Here is a 14313-nt window from a genome sequence, read left to right as displayed (position 1 = left end):
TGTAATGCTGGCATGATACAATAATTCTTGCTGCGGAGAGGTACCCAAGAGGCCCAAGGGGGCTGACTCGAAATCAGTTAGGCGTGTCACAGCGTGCGTGGGTTCGAATCCCACCCTCTCCGCCACTTCAGCAATTATATCCTTAACTACGAGCCCTCCGTTCTGATACGGAGGCTTTTTTGTTGCGTCATATAGCGTCTTATCATCCTTATACGGGATGCAAAAAGAGAGACCAGTTAAGGTCTCTCTTCAAGAGGCAGTACATCAATGATGTTCGGAAGTCTCTGTCTGTAGCTACTACTGTGATTGGGTCATACCAAAGCTGATGCCTTTTTTATCGGGCCAGCTTCACTCGTCCCGGGTTACGATAGTTGCTGATTCAGAATCCCTGTGATCGTGTTCGTCTGCGACGTTCAACGGAACCACACCTCTCTTTTGTACTGCCTGGGTATAGTATGTGCAGACTGGATGGTTTTATACCTGTTGCCTTACTAAATTAATGGACGCGTGCCTTCTCGACTTTTTTCCATTTACGGTTCTTGTTGGAGGTCTCGGGAAAAGTGTCGCCCTTCTCCATTTCGATCCGTTTCGGATTCTGAATCTCGGTATGGAAGCTGCGGGCTTCGCCTACTTCAGTGTAGACACCCGGGTTGGGGGCCTTGTCGCCCTTTTCGTATTCTGTTTGTTCGCCCATGGTATGGATACCTCCTGTTGTAAGATGATGAAGCTGTTATATTGTGGCCCCGTCCACCCGGGATTACTCAGGCAGCTTGAGGGGAACAGGGAGCATTATCTTTCTGTAGCACCAGCATCTGGATGCTTGAATAAGACTTGCATTCATCTATATAATTTGGTATATTGATTTGGTGCGAGTCTATGTTTGTGCTCGTTCCTTGCTCCTGACCTGATTAGGGGCCTCAGACCATAAGGAGGTGAAAATTATGCGCAAATATGAAGTCATGTACATTATTCGTCCTGACATTGAACAAGAAGCCGTTCAAGCAGCAGTCGAAAAATTCCAAGGCATCATCTCCAACGGCGGAGAAATTACAAAGCACGACGTACAAGGTAAACGCCGTCTTGCGTATGAGATCAAGAAACATCGTGATGGCGTTTTTGTTTTGGTTAACTTCAGTGCAGAACCTGCAGTAGTTACTGAACTTGAGCGTATCATGAAGATTTCTGACGAAGTCATTCGTTATCTCATTACGAACGACGTTGCCTAAGATATTGACAAGCTTTGTAAACGAATCGCGCTTTTAAGGAGGGGACCTAATTGTTGAACCGTATCATTCTGATCGGTCGGTTGACCCGTGACCCGGAACTTCGTTATACTCCCGCTGGTGTTGCCGTAACGCAGTTTACGCTTGCCGTAGACCGCAACTTTACGGGCCAGAACGGTGAACGCGAAGCGGACTTTATCCCGGTAGTAACCTGGAGACAGCTGGCTGAGACCTGTGCCAATTACTTGCGCAAAGGACGACTGGCAGCCGTAGAAGGACGCATCCAAGTACGGAATTACGAGAATAACGAAGGCAAACGTGTATACGTTACTGAAGTTATTGCCGATAATGTCCGTTTCCTGGAATCCGCGCAGAGCCGTGAAGGCGGAAATGCATCAAGTGGTGGAAGTATGCCTGAAGAGCCAGCCTTAGGTGGCGGCGGTAACGGTGGGAACAGTGCTCGCGGAAATGGAAATAACAATAATTTCTCGCGTAACAACAATACCCAAGATCCTTTTTCGGGCGATGGAAAACCGATCGATATATCGGACGATGATTTGCCATTTTAATAAGGAAGGACTGAACTGAACATGGCTTTCAAACCAAGAGAAGGTGCGGACAACGACAAAAGACCGGCACGTCGTGGTGGACGCAACAAGCGTAAAAAAGTGTGCTATTTCACTGTGAACAAGATTACTCACATTGACTATAAAGACACTGAGCTTCTTAAGAAGTTCATCAGCGAACGCGGAAAGATTTTGCCGCGTCGTGTAACTGGTACAAGTGCAAAATACCAACGCGCTCTGACTATTGCTGTAAAACGCTCGCGTCAAATCGCGCTGCTGCCTTACACAACGGAATAGGACGTTTTCTGAAGCAGCCGGCTAAGCCGGCTGCTTTTTGTCTTGGTGTGGGGATAGTCCCTGCAAAACGCCTGAATAAACACCTAAGCTAAGGCCCCACTATGTGGGGTTATTTTGTCAACATATATGTATCAGCTAGTGATTCATTTCTCCGATGATTACGGCAAAGGTGCCAAGACAGAGAATGTAAGTGTTATTCTGGGGTTGGACAATGAGGATGAGATGCGGGCGATTTATGAGAAACTGAGCTCAGAGGGCGGGCAGGTCAAGGTCGAACTGCAAAAAACGTTCTTCGGAGCACTTCATGGACAGGTCGCTGACGGTAAAAACGGTATTACATGGGTAATGAATTGCTTTGCCGGCAATTGACAATCCTATTCCAGATGTAGTAAATTACAGGTATCCTATAACTAAAGGGGAAATTTTGATGTTGGTGAGCGTTCTTAACTAAGCAATTTCATATCGTTCCGGCAGTTAGCCGCAGCATGTTCTGATTATCGCTATGAGCATGTCTTGTTAGAGTATGTCCCGGTGACATGCCTGACCTGGGGAGATAACGGGCTGCAGGAATGAATGATTTAGTTAAGAACACACGCGAAGCGTCATGATGGCCTCTTTACGGCTATTATTCTCTTTGTGATGAACCGTGCTCTTTGCAGCACGGTTTTTCTGTTGTTCAGGAGTATCCCGGGGAGGGAAGGGAATCCTGGAGCCTAAGAGAAGAATAGCACCTGAAGGAGGGCGAAGACTGCCGTAGTGGCGGTCTTCGCCCTTTTTTTGCGTTAGGATTCATTCGGCCTCAAGATAAGGCCGCACATAAAGGGAGGAATAGCAGTGAATGTACAGAGTATGAATACCTTGGAATACGGGACGATCAAGCAGGAGCTGATGCGTCACGCTGTATCGTATGAAGGAAGAAGATATGTAAGTGAGCTGGAACCGATGGTATATCTGCCGGCCATACACCGGGCGCTCGAAGAGGCGCAGGAAGCGAAGGAGCTACTGGAACGGGGGGCGAGCGTGCCGATCCCTTCGCTGGAAGGGATTGAATGGGTGCTGTCACTGCTGGGGACCGGTTATATGTACAATGAGCAGGATTTCACCGCAGTGTCGCTGTTCCTGAACAGCTGCGGACAATTACGGAAGTACATGGCCTCCAAGGAGCAGATTGCTCCGCGCATTGCGTCATACGGCGCTTCTCTGCAGGAGCTGAGGGCTGTCCGGGAAGAGATCGAACGGTGTATCCGGCTGGGCGTCATTGATGACCAGGCCAGCAAAGGGCTGGAACGGGTGCGTAAACGGCTGGCGGTCGTCAAGGAGCGGCTGCACAGGAAGCTGGAGAGTATCATGAACCGGCATAAATCCATTCTGCAGGACAGCCTGGTCAGTATGCGCGGCGGCCGTTATGTGATTCCGGTGAAGCGGGAGTATCACAAGCAAATCAAAGGCTCGGTGCTGGACCAGTCTACAAGCGGGCAGACTGTATTCGTTGAGCCGGAGGAGGTGGCCTCGCTTCAGGGGGAGATAGAGCTGCTGACAGCCGACGAAGCCCGTGAGGAGGGAATTATCCTGAGTATGCTGACCGGGCTGTTAGAGCAGGAGCAGGCCGCCTTACGGCTAAATATCGAGGTAACAGGCACTTATGACTTTATTTTCGCCAAAGGAAAGTACGCCCGGGCTATAGATGCGATGCCGGTCTCCCTGAACGAACGCGGTTATCTGAGGATGAACGGCGGCCGGCACCCGCTGCTGAAGGATATGGTGCCGGTTAGTCTGGAATTCGGCCAGGGGTACAAATCACTGATCGTAACCGGGCCGAATACGGGCGGTAAGACGGTTGTGCTCAAAACACTGGGTCTACTCGTATTAATGGCACAGTCAGGCCTTCTGGTGCCGGTTGACCCCGGCAGTGACTTCGCTGTCTTCACCAATGTAATGAGCGTAATCGGAGACGGACAGAGTCTGACACAGTCTCTGAGTACCTTCTCGGCACAGATGAAGAGTATTGAAGGAATGCTCTATGATGCCGGCAGAGGCGTGCTGCTGCTAATTGATGAGCTGGCAGCGGGCACAGACCCCGGTGAAGGGTTCGCGCTGTCCATCGCGATTCTGGAGGAGCTGAACCGGAAGGGGGCCAATATCGTGGTAACGACCCACTTCAATGAGCTGAAGGCCTTCGCAGCTGCGACGTCAGGCTTCGAGAATGCGCGCATGGAGTTCGACAAGAACACTCTGCAGCCGCTGTACCGGTTGACGATTGGCGAAGCGGGCGAGAGTTATGCCTTACAGATCGCTGCGAAGCTGGGGATAGTCCCGTCTGTAATTGAGCGTGCCAGGGAGCTCGTTACAGTGCAGCAGGGTCACAGAGGCAGCCACAGCCCTTGGAAGGACACTTTGCAAGAAGCACAGAGGGGTAAAGCTGCTGAGGCCCGGGCAAGTGCAGGAGCTGACGATATGGCTGGTGGAGAAGAGGGTGCCGCTGCGGTGCAGGAGCCAACGGCTCTGAAACCTGAATTTGAGGTAGGGGATGCCGTCTATGTCAGCTCTCTGGGGCGTACCGGCATCGTCTATGAGAAGAAGGACAGCCTGGGAAGGGTCGGAGTGATGATCCAGAAGCAGAAAATGATCATTAACCATAAACGGCTGAAGCCATATCTGTCCAAGGAGGAGCTATATCCGGAGGATTATGATTTTGATATTATCTTCGAGAGCAAGGAGACGCGCAAGAAGCGTAAGCTGATGCGGAAAAAGCATGTCGAGGGGCTGAGCATCATCCATCCCGGGGAGGAAAAATAAGGTGTTGTGATCACCGGAGTCTGCCCGTCAGGGCAGGCTTTTTGTCAAATATAAAGCGATGCTGGCACTGCAAAAATAAATAAAGGGCTTCACTTTGCAGCCAATATTGGTTATCCTCTATAATGTGGAATATTTATTTGTCCATAATCTGCATAATAGGCATTACAGTAAAATCTAGTGTAGAAACCGCTTACATTACTGTGTGATCCAACCCGGGAGGGAAGAAATATATGTCAAACCAACTCATCGGCAGACTAATGCTACCGCTTGTACTCGTGGTGGCATTGTCGGCATGCAGCGGGTCAAGCCCGGCCGTCCAGAATGTTGTGGCGCGCTTAAGCCAAACCGCCGATGAACCCATTACAGGCGGGACTGTGATTTACGGCTACCCGTCAGCTTTTCAGGGGATTTTTGAACCGGCTTTTTTTGAAGGGGAAGATGATTCGAATGTACTGGAATTCACCACTGAAGCTATGTTTACGGTGAATGATGACTTGACCACGGCTCCTAATATCGCGAGCTGGCAGGAATCTGACAATCATACGGTATTTACCTTCACGATCAAGCCCGGGGTCCGCTGGCATAACGGCGATGAATTGACGGTTGAGGATTGGAAATTTGCCCTTGAGACGATTGCCAGCCCGGATTATACGGGTTCCAGATATTACAGTGTTGAGATGATTAAGGGCGCAGAAGCCTATCATCAGGGTCTGGCGAAGGAAATCACAGGGATTAAGGTGATGGACCCTTATACGCTGCGCATTACAATGAATGCCGCACGGGTGAACGTGATTGATAATCTGTGGGCTTACCCGATGAACAAGAGGTACTTCGAGGGTGTCGCCGTCAAAGACATGATGAACAGTGACCAGGTACGCAAGCAGCCGATCGGGATCGGCCCGTTCATGGTAACCAGCATTGTGCCGGGCCAGCGTGTCGAGATGACAAGATTCGATGATTATTATAAGGGCAAAGCTCTGCTCGACGGGGTAACGTACCAGACCATCGACAGCAAGGATATCACGGCTCAGCTTGAAGCGGGCAGCATAGATATCGTCACTGTGCCGCGTGATGCCTACCCGGCTGCCAGACAGCTGGATAATGTTGAGATCCAGGTGACGCCGGGGCTGACTTATGAATATATCGGATTCAAGTTCGGGCACTGGGATGAAGCAAGCAATCAGGTGGTCATGGATAATCCCAAATTCCGGGATAAAAGGCTCCGCAAAGCGATGTATTATGCGCTTGACCGGCAGGGAATTATTGATGAATACTCCTACGGTCTCGGAACGCTTATCGAGACGCCTGTTCCCAGCTCAAGCTGGGCTAAGATCGAGGACGGGGAGATTGATACCTATCCGTATCTTCCGGAGAAGGCCATGCAGCTCCTGGATGAAGCGGGATATCTCGACAGGGACGGGGACGGACTCCGGGAGGATCCGGGCGGCAAGAAGTTCATCATTCATTATGATGCTATGAGCGGAAGCAAAACCGCCGAAGCGCGAACAGCAGCCATTCTGCAGAACTGGCGTGATGTGGGACTGGATGTTCGGCTGAACGGAGGAAGCCTGAAGGAGCTGAACACCTTCTATGAAGCAGTGGAGTCCGATGATCCGTCAGTAGAGCTGTTTAACGGGGTCTGGGGACTGGCCAGCGACCCTGATCCTTCGGGGTTATGGCGGGCGACGGATTCGTGGAATTATCCCCGGTGGACGTCGAAGCTCAGCGAGGAACTGATTCGTGACGGAGTAAGCCTGAGAGCCTACGACAAGGATTTCCGCACAGAGGTCTATTATGAATGGCAGAAGCTGATTAATGATGAGGTTCCGATGATCTTTTTCTCGGAACGGTCCAATATCACCGCCGTGAATAAGCGTGTCCAGGGTGTGACGATGAACGCCATAAGCAATATCCGGGACCCGCAGAACTGGTGGATTAAGGATAATCAATAACCCCTTAGGGTGGTCTGATCTGCAGCGTTCGGCTTGCAGCGCAGACTGCCCTATTTTATTTTTTTGCGAAAATAAGAATCAAAACGGAGTTTGCTGCGTCATATACTTTATGGAATATAAGCAGCAAAGAGGCTGAAGTTGTCGTTATTTGTTGTTTCTTTTTAGTTGTGAAGTGATTACAATAGAAATATTGTTTATGTGTCAAAGCCGTTTACCATGTTTATTCTAAAATTAGAACGACCCGAATCCCGGAAAGGGGGAACAATACCATTTGAAGCAGGGCGGCGCATAGCAGTAAGAACAGCCCAGTCATGACTGTCCTGGGAACCCAGGCGGGCATTGTAAATAGATTAAGGCAATTATATGTACAATCCACCACAAAGAAGGAATCAAAATGATGAAAAAGATCAAAAAAATAAAGAAAAGATACATTGCGCTCATTATTGTACTGGTAATTGCTGCCGGAGGGTTTCTGTTCCAGAAGCCGCTCGCTGTGCTGGCCTTTGACCTCTTTTTGTCAGATCAGGTTGAGACCAAGCTGGCGCAGGAATCCTATCAGCCGCTGGATAATGATAACAAGACTACTACAAGTACAGTGAAAGCTGAACCGGTCGTGTACAAAAGCGATCCGTTCTCCCTGATGCTTCTGGGTACAGATCAGCGGGGCAATGAAGTGGCACGGTCTGATACCATGATGTTTGCAGTCGTCCGTCCGGAGGATTATAAGATCCTGCTGATCTCCATTCCCCGGGACACGTACACGGAAATCATCGGACATAGCGGCAATAAGAAGGACAAAATTACACATGCTTACGCTTTTGGCGGCCAGCAAATGTCCAAGGATACGCTGGAAGCGCTGCTCGGCCATGATATTCAGTATTATGCCACCATTAACTTCCAGGGGCTGAAGGATGCCGTGGATGCGATTGGCGGCGTTCCGCTTCCGATTAAGAAGGATATTGTCAACAAAGGCGCAGACCATGATAAGTTCACCATCAAAGCCAATAAATCGAACTACAGTGGTGAAGAGGCGCTTAACTATACCCGCTACCGGGAGGATAGTGATTTCAACCGGACCAAACGGCAGCAGGTCTTTATTGATGTCGTAGCGAATAAAATGTTATCGATCAGCCAAATCGGCAATATCCCGGAGCTGCTGGATATTATGGGCGACAATTTCAAAACGGATATCCAGCCTTCCATGATTATCAGTCTGGCCAAGAAGTTCATGGGCGGCAAGGATATGGATATCTCCAGCTTCACCGTGATGGGAGAAGGCAAGCGCATCGGCGGTGTCTACTACGATATTGTGGATGAAGAGGATCTGAGCGAAGCCCAGGCCATGATCGACAACTGGATGAATGCCAACACCCCGGTTGACCAGCTTATTGAACCAGGCAAGGCAGGGAACGCGCTGGAGCCGGCGGCTACATCCGCAGCGCAGTAACGGTTAATCCGCCACTCCTGTTCTTATTAGATACAGCAGCCATTGCTTAAGGTTAATGGCTGCTGTTTACTGTCTTCATGGTATAATGGAGTGGAACTAATTGCTGCCGGAGTCGTATAACTACGATGGGCCTTATAGCAAGGAAGGTAGAGCATCATTCCTTCGGAACTCTTTGAGGAGGATCAAGAGATGAATATTGCGTTTTTTTTACTTCCTAAACAGGAGGTAGCCTGCGTTACAATGGATTCGACGCTGCGTCAGACCCTGGAACGGATGGAGTTTCACCGCTATACTGCAGTGCCGATTCTGAACCGGAACGGAGAATATGCCGGAACGGTTACAGAAGGGGATTTGCTCTGGTACATGAAGGAGTCAGGTGGCGCGGTCACTTTTGAGAATGCTTCCAAATTTCTGCTCAAGGATGTGCCGCTGCGGATGAATAATCTGGCGGTCTCGATTGATGCGGATATGGAGGATCTGATCAATCTGGCCAAGGTGCAGAACTTTGTACCGGTGGTCGACGATATGAAGCGGTTCATCGGCATTGTACGCCGGAGTCAGATTATTGAATACTGCGAGAAATTTGTCTCACGGCAATCCCAGGAATCGTTATAACCACATCATGAGTTAACCATGCTGAAGGAACCAAGGCCTGTATTTCCGGCGTAACGGAATGCGGGCCTTTTTTGAAAGATTAGCGGAGCGGTAACCTCACTGAATGAGGCCAGGTTCCGGGGTGGCAGGCGTCCGTGTGGCTCGGAAATTTTTATGCTATAATGGAGAATAATGCTTTTTGCCGGAGGTAGAGAGACAGTGCCCAATGTGCCGAAGGACCTGGATGTGGCCAAACGTGCCAAGGTAATCGAGTGGTTAAAGACCGAAGTAATTGATCAAGTCTCAAGGTTATTCAAAGCGTTGTGGGAAGGCAGCACCGCCCGTGTTGGCGATAGTCTGGCCAGCCTGATTATGAGCTCCTATATACTGGGGCGCAGACTGGGTATCCCTTATCGTGAGCTGGATGATTTACTGATGGAGAAGCTGAGAAAGCACAGGCAGGAAGGCCATCAGCTGGAAGAATGGTACCAGGATATATCTGCGTTAGAAGAACATATGCGTAAGAGGTGAATACTGTTGAAATTTCGCTGGACATCTGTGGCTTGGAGCATAGTTTATTTATTGCTGCTGTTATCCCTGTCAACCCCGTTGCTGCTTATTACGACCCTGTTTATGATTATTCCGGCCATAGTGCTCTACACTACACTCAGCACTAAGCAGTTTATTCTGCATCTGTTACCGGTCCTGCTGATTGTAGGCCTGATTACACCCATGTATCTGTTGATTGCGGCCTATTTCCTGATCCCGGCCCTGGTGATGGGGCGCTGGTACAGGAAAAGGTCATCAGCGATCTCAACCCTGGTTGCCGGCATGGTCGCTATATTAGCTGAATTCCTGATGATCCTGCTAATCAGCACTGCGTTCCTCAAGTTTAATTTATATGACTATGTCTATGATGTTCTGAAGACCTATGCGGATTGGCTGGCAAGTATGGGAGCGAGCAATCCGCTGCTGACTGAAATCACCATCTCATCCGATCAGATTGGCCAGATGAGCTGGCTCACCATCCAGGCGATTCCAATGACGCTGATCCTCAGCGCATTCGTCATGGCTGTCATTACCCATTCCATTGTCCGCCCTATTCTGAACAGCATGGGATATGCGGTACCCAAGCTGAAGCCTGCACGGGAGTGGAGACTTGCCAGATCCTTCATCTGGTATTATCTGCTTGGCGTGGTGATCAGCCTGCTGTTCGGCGGTGCAGACAGCGGCTTCATGCTGATGGTCTCGGCCAATCTGCTGCCGCTGCTGCAAATTGCGTTCAAGATTCAAACCATCGGTTTCCTCTTCTTCCTGGTGCATGAACGGAAGTGGAGCAAGATTATAGCACTCCTGCTGGCGATACCTGTTATAGCTTTGCCGGGATTCTGGATTATCGGTGTGGTGGACCTGGCGTTTCCGCTGCGGGAGCTTGTCAAGAAATCGAAACGATAGGGTGAGAGCTCATGCCAAAATTTCTGCAAAGACGCTGGCACGGCTATCATACCGTGTGGGCGTTCTTGCTGCTGCTGGTCCTGATTATAGTGGTAAGCATCTATAACTGGGTCCTCGGCGTTGCCAGCCTCTTTCTGGCGGGCACATTGTGTTTCACCATGCTGCAGGCCGAGCTGTCGTTCCGCCGCAACCTTGTAGAGTATATTAACGGCCTGTCGTTCCGTATTAAGCGGGTGGAGGGGGAAGCTGTAAGTATGCTTCCGCTCGGAATTATCCTGTACAGTGAGGACCGCGCCGTAGAATGGCATAACCGGAATGCCGGCAATATTTTCTCCCGCAAATCTCTTGTAGGCGAGAGCATGCAGGAGCTGATGCCGGATGTCATGGCTTCTCTGCAGAATATACCGCATAAGCGGGAACAGGCCAAGGACGGAGTGCTGAAGGATCACCGCCATGAACTCTCGGTCGATGACCGTTATTATCAGGTCGTGGTGATTCCAAGCGAACGTCTGCTGTATTTGTTCGATATTACTGAGCTTGTTGTCCTGCGTGAAAGGTATGAGGATGAGAAGCTGGCGATCGGTATTGTCATGATGGATAATCTGGATGAGGCCGCCCAGGGCATGGATGATCAGCAGCGTACTTCGCTGATTGCCAAGGTAGCCAGTGAGATTACGGAGTGGAGCAAGCAGTTCGAGGTGTATCTGCGCCGCTTGTCTTCAGAACGGTATCTGATGCTGCTGAACCACCGGAGTCTTCAGGCCCTGGAGGAGAGCCGGTTTGTGGTGCTAGATGAGGTCCGCGAGATGACAGCGGATCTTAAGGTGCCTATGACGCTGAGCATAGGCCTTGCGTATGGGGCGGAATCAGCCAGTGAGCTTGGAGCGCTGGCCCAGTCGAGTCTGGATATGGCACTGGGCAGAGGCGGAGACCAGGCCGCCGTGAAGGCGGGCCAGCGGCTCTCCTTCTATGGCGGCAAGAGCAATGCCGCAGAGAAGCGTACCCGGGTGCGGGCGCGCGTGATCGCCCATGCCCTGCGGGATCTGATGCAGGAGAGTGACCGGGTGCTGATTATGGGGCACCGGATACCGGATATTGATGCCGTGGGAGCGGCAATCGGCCTGCTCAAGGCGGCACAGATGTACAATGTGGAAGCTAGTATTGTGATGGAGACACCGAATCCTTCGATCACCCGGATGCTGGAGGAGATCCGCAAGGATGAGGCGCTCCACAAAACCTTCATCACGACAGAGCAGGCGCTCCAGGTGATGACGGAGCATACGCTGCTGATTGTTGTAGATACGCACAAGGCCTCCATGACTATGGAGCCGAGACTGGTGCAATATGCCAGCCGGATTGTGGTCGTAGACCATCACCGCCGGGGTGAGGAATTCATCAATGACGCCGTGCTTGTGTACCTGGAGCCGTATGCTTCATCGACCTGTGAGCTGGTAACTGAGCTGCTGCAGTATATTCACGACAAGATCAAACTCAGTCCGCTGGAGGCAACGATGCTGCTGGCGGGCATCACGGTGGATACGAAGCATTTCGCGTTGCACACGGGATCGCGCACCTTCGAGGCTGCCGGCTTCCTGCGCCGGGTCGGGGCAGACACGATTCTGATTCAGCGGATGCTGAAGGAGGATCTGCAGGAGTACATCTCCAAGGCGGAGATCATCAAGCATGCACGTATGGTATATGACCAAATCGCGCTGGTTGTCACTCAGCCTGGAATGAAAATACCGCAGCTGTTGATTGCCCAGACGGCGGATACGCTGTTGGGGATGACGAATGTGGTAGCGTCCTTCGTCATCAGTGAGCGGCCTGACGGCCTGATCGGCATCAGTGCCCGGTCTCTGGGACGGATGAATGTGCAAGTGGTGATGGAGAAGCTGGGCGGCGGCGGACATCTGTCCAACGCGGCTGTACAGCTTGAAGGAACAACCAAAGAAGCAGAAGCCAGACTGCTTGCAGTGTTGGCCGAAATTGAAGCGAAAGAGGGGTTATTTGAATGAAGGTCATTTTCATTAAAGATGTTAAGGGTCAAGGCAAGAAGGGACAGGTCAAAGAGGTATCGGAAGGGTATGCAGCCAACTTCCTGCTCCCGCGCGGACTGGTTCGTCCGGCTACAGACGGCAACGTGAAGACACTGGAGAATCAGGCGGCCGCAGAACAACGCCGCAAGGACCAGGAGAAAGAGGAGGCTGTACAGCTGGGCAAGAAGCTGGATGAGCTGACCTTGACCCTGAAGGCCAAAGCGGGTGAAGGCGGCCGTCTGTTCGGCGCGATCACAAGCAAGCAGATCGGTGAGGCGCTGGCAGCTACGCAGGGGATCGTCATCGACAAGCGCAAAATTGAGCTGAGCGATTCAATTCGCCATGTAGGCACATTCCAGGTAACAGTGAAGCTGCATACTGAAGTAAAGGCTAACCTCACGGTTCAGGTAACGGAGGAGTAGAATGGGTGGAGATCTCTTTTTCGATCGGGTTCCCCCGCAGAATCTAGAGGCGGAACAGGCCGTACTGGGTGCAGTTCTGCTATCGGATGAAGCGCTGATTACCGCGATGGAGCGGGTGAATACCGAAGACTTCTACGACAAACCGCATCAGATGATATTTGAGGCGATGGTGCAGCTCGGAGAAGAGAGCCAGCCGATTGACTTGATTACATTGACTTCCCGGCTCCAGGATAAGGGGGAGCTTGAGGATATCGGCGGTGTCAGCTATCTGGCGAAGCTGGCACATGCGGTTCCGACTGCGGCCAACGTCGATTATTATGCCCAGATTATAGAAGAGAAGGCGATGCTGCGGCGGCTGATCCGCACAGCGACGCAGATTGTCAGCGAAGGCTATACCGGCGGCGAAGATGTGGGCATTATGCTGAGTGACGCCGAGCGGCGGATCCTGGAGATCTCGAACCGCCGCAGCGGCAGCGGGTTCATCGCGATCCGTGATGTGCTGATGCAGGTATTCGACCGGGTGGAGCTGCTCCATCAGAACAAGGGCGGAACTTCGGGGATTCCGACCGGCTTCGTTGATCTTGACCATATGACGAACGGTTTCCAGCGCAACGACTTAATTATTGTGGCTGCCCGCCCTTCTGTCGGGAAGACGGCCTTCGCCCTGAATATCGCACAGAATGTGGCGGTCCGGGCGAAGGAGACGGTAGCCATCTTCAGTCTGGAAATGTCGGCGCCCCAGCTGGTTCAGCGTATGATCTGCGCCGAGGCCAATCTGGATGCCAATATTATGCGTACCGGTGATTTCAAAAGCGATGATGACTGGTCCAAGCTCACCATGGGCATCCAATCCTTGTCGGAGTCTGAGATTTACATTGACGATACTCCCGGAATTACAGTGACCGATATCCGGGCGAAATGCCGCAGGCTGAAGAAGGAAAAAGGCCTCGGAATGATCGTCATCGACTACCTGCAGCTGATTCAGGGGCGCGGGAAGGCCGGGGAGAACCGTCAGCAGGAGGTATCCGAAATCTCGCGTACCCTGAAGCAGATTGCCCGTGAGCTTGACGTTCCCGTTATCGCCCTGTCCCAGCTCAGCCGGGGTGTGGAGCAGCGTCAGGACAAACGCCCGATGATGAGTGACCTTCGTGAATCGGGCTCCATCGAGCAGGATGCCGATATCGTAGCGTTCCTGTACCGTGATGATTACTATAATCAGGATACCGAGAAGAAGAATATCATTGAGATTATTATCGCCAAGCAGCGTAACGGTCCGGTAGGGACGGTGGAGCTTGTGTTCCTCAAGAACTTTAACAAGTTCGTCAACTACGAGCGGGCACATGCAGAACCGTTCGCAGGTTAGGCAGAATTCGCACAATACACGAACGATCGCATATATTAACTTGTGATCGTTCGTTTTTATTTGACTTTAAAAAGTGCCGCTGTTACACTGATTATTGTGCTTTGGCGGGTCTGCCCGCCTGGTGTCCGGAGGGCTGCGTACATAATGAAGCGCGTACAGAGC

14 protein-coding genes and 1 tRNA gene are annotated in these 14313 nt (G+C 51.4%); 14 read left to right on the top strand and 1 reads right to left on the bottom strand.

The genetic code is table 11. The annotated features are described in order from the left end of the window. Nucleotides 1-34 precede the first annotated feature (34 nt). Nucleotides 35-125: transfer RNA gene (locus tag KDC22_RS33150), tRNA-Ser, on the top strand. A gap of 371 nt (nt 126-496) precedes the next feature. Here the strand turns inward: KDC22_RS33150 and KDC22_RS33145 are convergent. After that, entirely contained in the window at nt 497-694 is a 198-nt protein-coding gene (locus KDC22_RS33145) for a YjzC family protein (RefSeq protein ID WP_173134674.1), read from the bottom strand. Between the two features lie 247 nt (nt 695-941). Here KDC22_RS33145 and rpsF point away from each other — a divergent pair, with 247 nt between their 5' ends. From rpsF to dnaB, 13 genes are all read left to right on the top strand, one after another. After that, nucleotides 942-1226 carry a 30S ribosomal protein S6 gene (gene rpsF / locus KDC22_RS33140; protein WP_036699842.1) on the top strand — a complete coding sequence of 95 codons (285 nt, stop codon included), beginning with the start codon at nt 942-944 and terminating at the stop codon, nt 1224-1226. A 50-nt stretch (nt 1227-1276) separates the two neighbouring features. Further along, nucleotides 1277-1792: a single-stranded DNA-binding protein gene (ssb, locus tag KDC22_RS33135; protein WP_173134671.1), complete on the top strand. Its 516-nt coding sequence runs from the start codon at nt 1277-1279 to the stop codon at nt 1790-1792. 21 nt (nt 1793-1813) lie between these two features. Further along, nucleotides 1814-2086 (top strand): 30S ribosomal protein S18, encoded by a 273-nt coding sequence (rpsR, locus tag KDC22_RS33130; RefSeq protein ID WP_036699837.1) that lies wholly within the window; start codon nt 1814-1816, stop codon nt 2084-2086. A 126-nt stretch (nt 2087-2212) separates the two neighbouring features. Next, nucleotides 2213-2455, top strand: coding sequence for a VOC family protein (locus KDC22_RS33125; RefSeq protein ID WP_211721698.1), 243 nt, complete (start codon nt 2213-2215; stop codon nt 2453-2455). Between the two features lie 465 nt (nt 2456-2920). Further along, nucleotides 2921-4882, top strand: a complete 1962-nt coding sequence (locus KDC22_RS33120) for an endonuclease MutS2 (RefSeq protein WP_211721697.1) — start codon at nt 2921-2923, stop codon at nt 4880-4882. A gap of 230 nt (nt 4883-5112) precedes the next feature. Continuing rightward, nucleotides 5113-6834 (top strand): oligopeptide ABC transporter substrate-binding protein, encoded by a 1722-nt coding sequence (gene opp4A / locus KDC22_RS33115; protein ID WP_211721696.1) that lies wholly within the window; start codon nt 5113-5115, stop codon nt 6832-6834. Between the two features lie 394 nt (nt 6835-7228). Continuing rightward, nucleotides 7229-8281, top strand: coding sequence for an LCP family protein (locus tag KDC22_RS33110; protein ID WP_173134659.1), 1053 nt, complete (start codon nt 7229-7231; stop codon nt 8279-8281). A 189-nt stretch (nt 8282-8470) separates the two neighbouring features. Continuing rightward, nucleotides 8471-8896 carry a CBS domain-containing protein gene (locus KDC22_RS33105; RefSeq protein WP_173134656.1) on the top strand — a complete coding sequence of 142 codons (426 nt, stop codon included), beginning with the start codon at nt 8471-8473 and terminating at the stop codon, nt 8894-8896. Between the two features lie 207 nt (nt 8897-9103). Next, on the top strand, nt 9104-9406 hold the full coding sequence (locus KDC22_RS33100) for a MazG-like family protein (protein ID WP_171717780.1): 303 nt from the start codon (nt 9104-9106) through the stop codon (nt 9404-9406). Nucleotides 9407-9433: 27 nt separating this feature from the next. Continuing rightward, nucleotides 9434-10330, top strand: a complete 897-nt coding sequence (locus KDC22_RS33095; protein WP_246553194.1) for a DUF2232 domain-containing protein — start codon at nt 9434-9436, stop codon at nt 10328-10330. Nucleotides 10331-10341: 11 nt separating this feature from the next. Beyond that, complete coding sequence (locus tag KDC22_RS33090; protein WP_211721694.1) at nt 10342-12345, top strand: DHH family phosphoesterase; 2004 nt, start codon at nt 10342-10344, stop codon at nt 12343-12345. Beyond that, a complete protein-coding gene (gene rplI / locus KDC22_RS33085) occupies nt 12342-12788 on the top strand; it encodes a 50S ribosomal protein L9 (RefSeq protein ID WP_173134647.1) in 447 nt (148 codons plus the stop codon). Before KDC22_RS33090 ends, rplI begins: the two co-directional genes overlap by 4 nt. 1 nt (nt 12789) lies before the next feature. Beyond that, a complete protein-coding gene (gene dnaB / locus KDC22_RS33080; protein WP_036699821.1) occupies nt 12790-14151 on the top strand; it encodes a replicative DNA helicase in 1362 nt (453 codons plus the stop codon). Nucleotides 14152-14313: the final 162 nt, after the last annotated feature.

Origin of the sequence: Paenibacillus tritici (assembly GCF_018207515.1) — a bacterium.
In the GTDB taxonomy this organism is placed as follows: Bacteria; Bacillota; Bacilli; order Paenibacillales; family Paenibacillaceae; genus Paenibacillus_AQ; species Paenibacillus_AQ tritici.
This window is presented reverse-complemented; position numbering and strand designations above follow the sequence as displayed.

What these genes read in the sequence shown, in the direction of transcription:
- KDC22_RS33145 (WP_173134674.1), bottom strand. Translation starts at nt 694, where the DNA reads ATGGGCGAACAAACAGAATACGAAAAGGGCGACAAGGCCCCCAACCCG.
- rpsF (WP_036699842.1), top strand. Translation starts at nt 942, where the DNA reads ATGCGCAAATATGAAGTCATGTACATTATTCGTCCTGACATTGAACAA.
- rpsR (WP_036699837.1), top strand. Translation starts at nt 1,814, where the DNA reads ATGGCTTTCAAACCAAGAGAAGGTGCGGACAACGACAAAAGACCGGCA.
- KDC22_RS33125 (WP_211721698.1), top strand. Translation starts at nt 2,213, where the DNA reads ATGTATCAGCTAGTGATTCATTTCTCCGATGATTACGGCAAAGGTGCC.
- opp4A (WP_211721696.1), top strand. Translation starts at nt 5,113, where the DNA reads ATGTCAAACCAACTCATCGGCAGACTAATGCTACCGCTTGTACTCGTG.
- KDC22_RS33110 (WP_173134659.1), top strand. Translation starts at nt 7,229, where the DNA reads ATGATGAAAAAGATCAAAAAAATAAAGAAAAGATACATTGCGCTCATT.
- KDC22_RS33105 (WP_173134656.1), top strand. Translation starts at nt 8,471, where the DNA reads ATGAATATTGCGTTTTTTTTACTTCCTAAACAGGAGGTAGCCTGCGTT.
- KDC22_RS33090 (WP_211721694.1), top strand. Translation starts at nt 10,342, where the DNA reads ATGCCAAAATTTCTGCAAAGACGCTGGCACGGCTATCATACCGTGTGG.
- rplI (WP_173134647.1), top strand. Translation starts at nt 12,342, where the DNA reads ATGAAGGTCATTTTCATTAAAGATGTTAAGGGTCAAGGCAAGAAGGGA.
- dnaB (WP_036699821.1), top strand. Translation starts at nt 12,790, where the DNA reads ATGGGTGGAGATCTCTTTTTCGATCGGGTTCCCCCGCAGAATCTAGAG.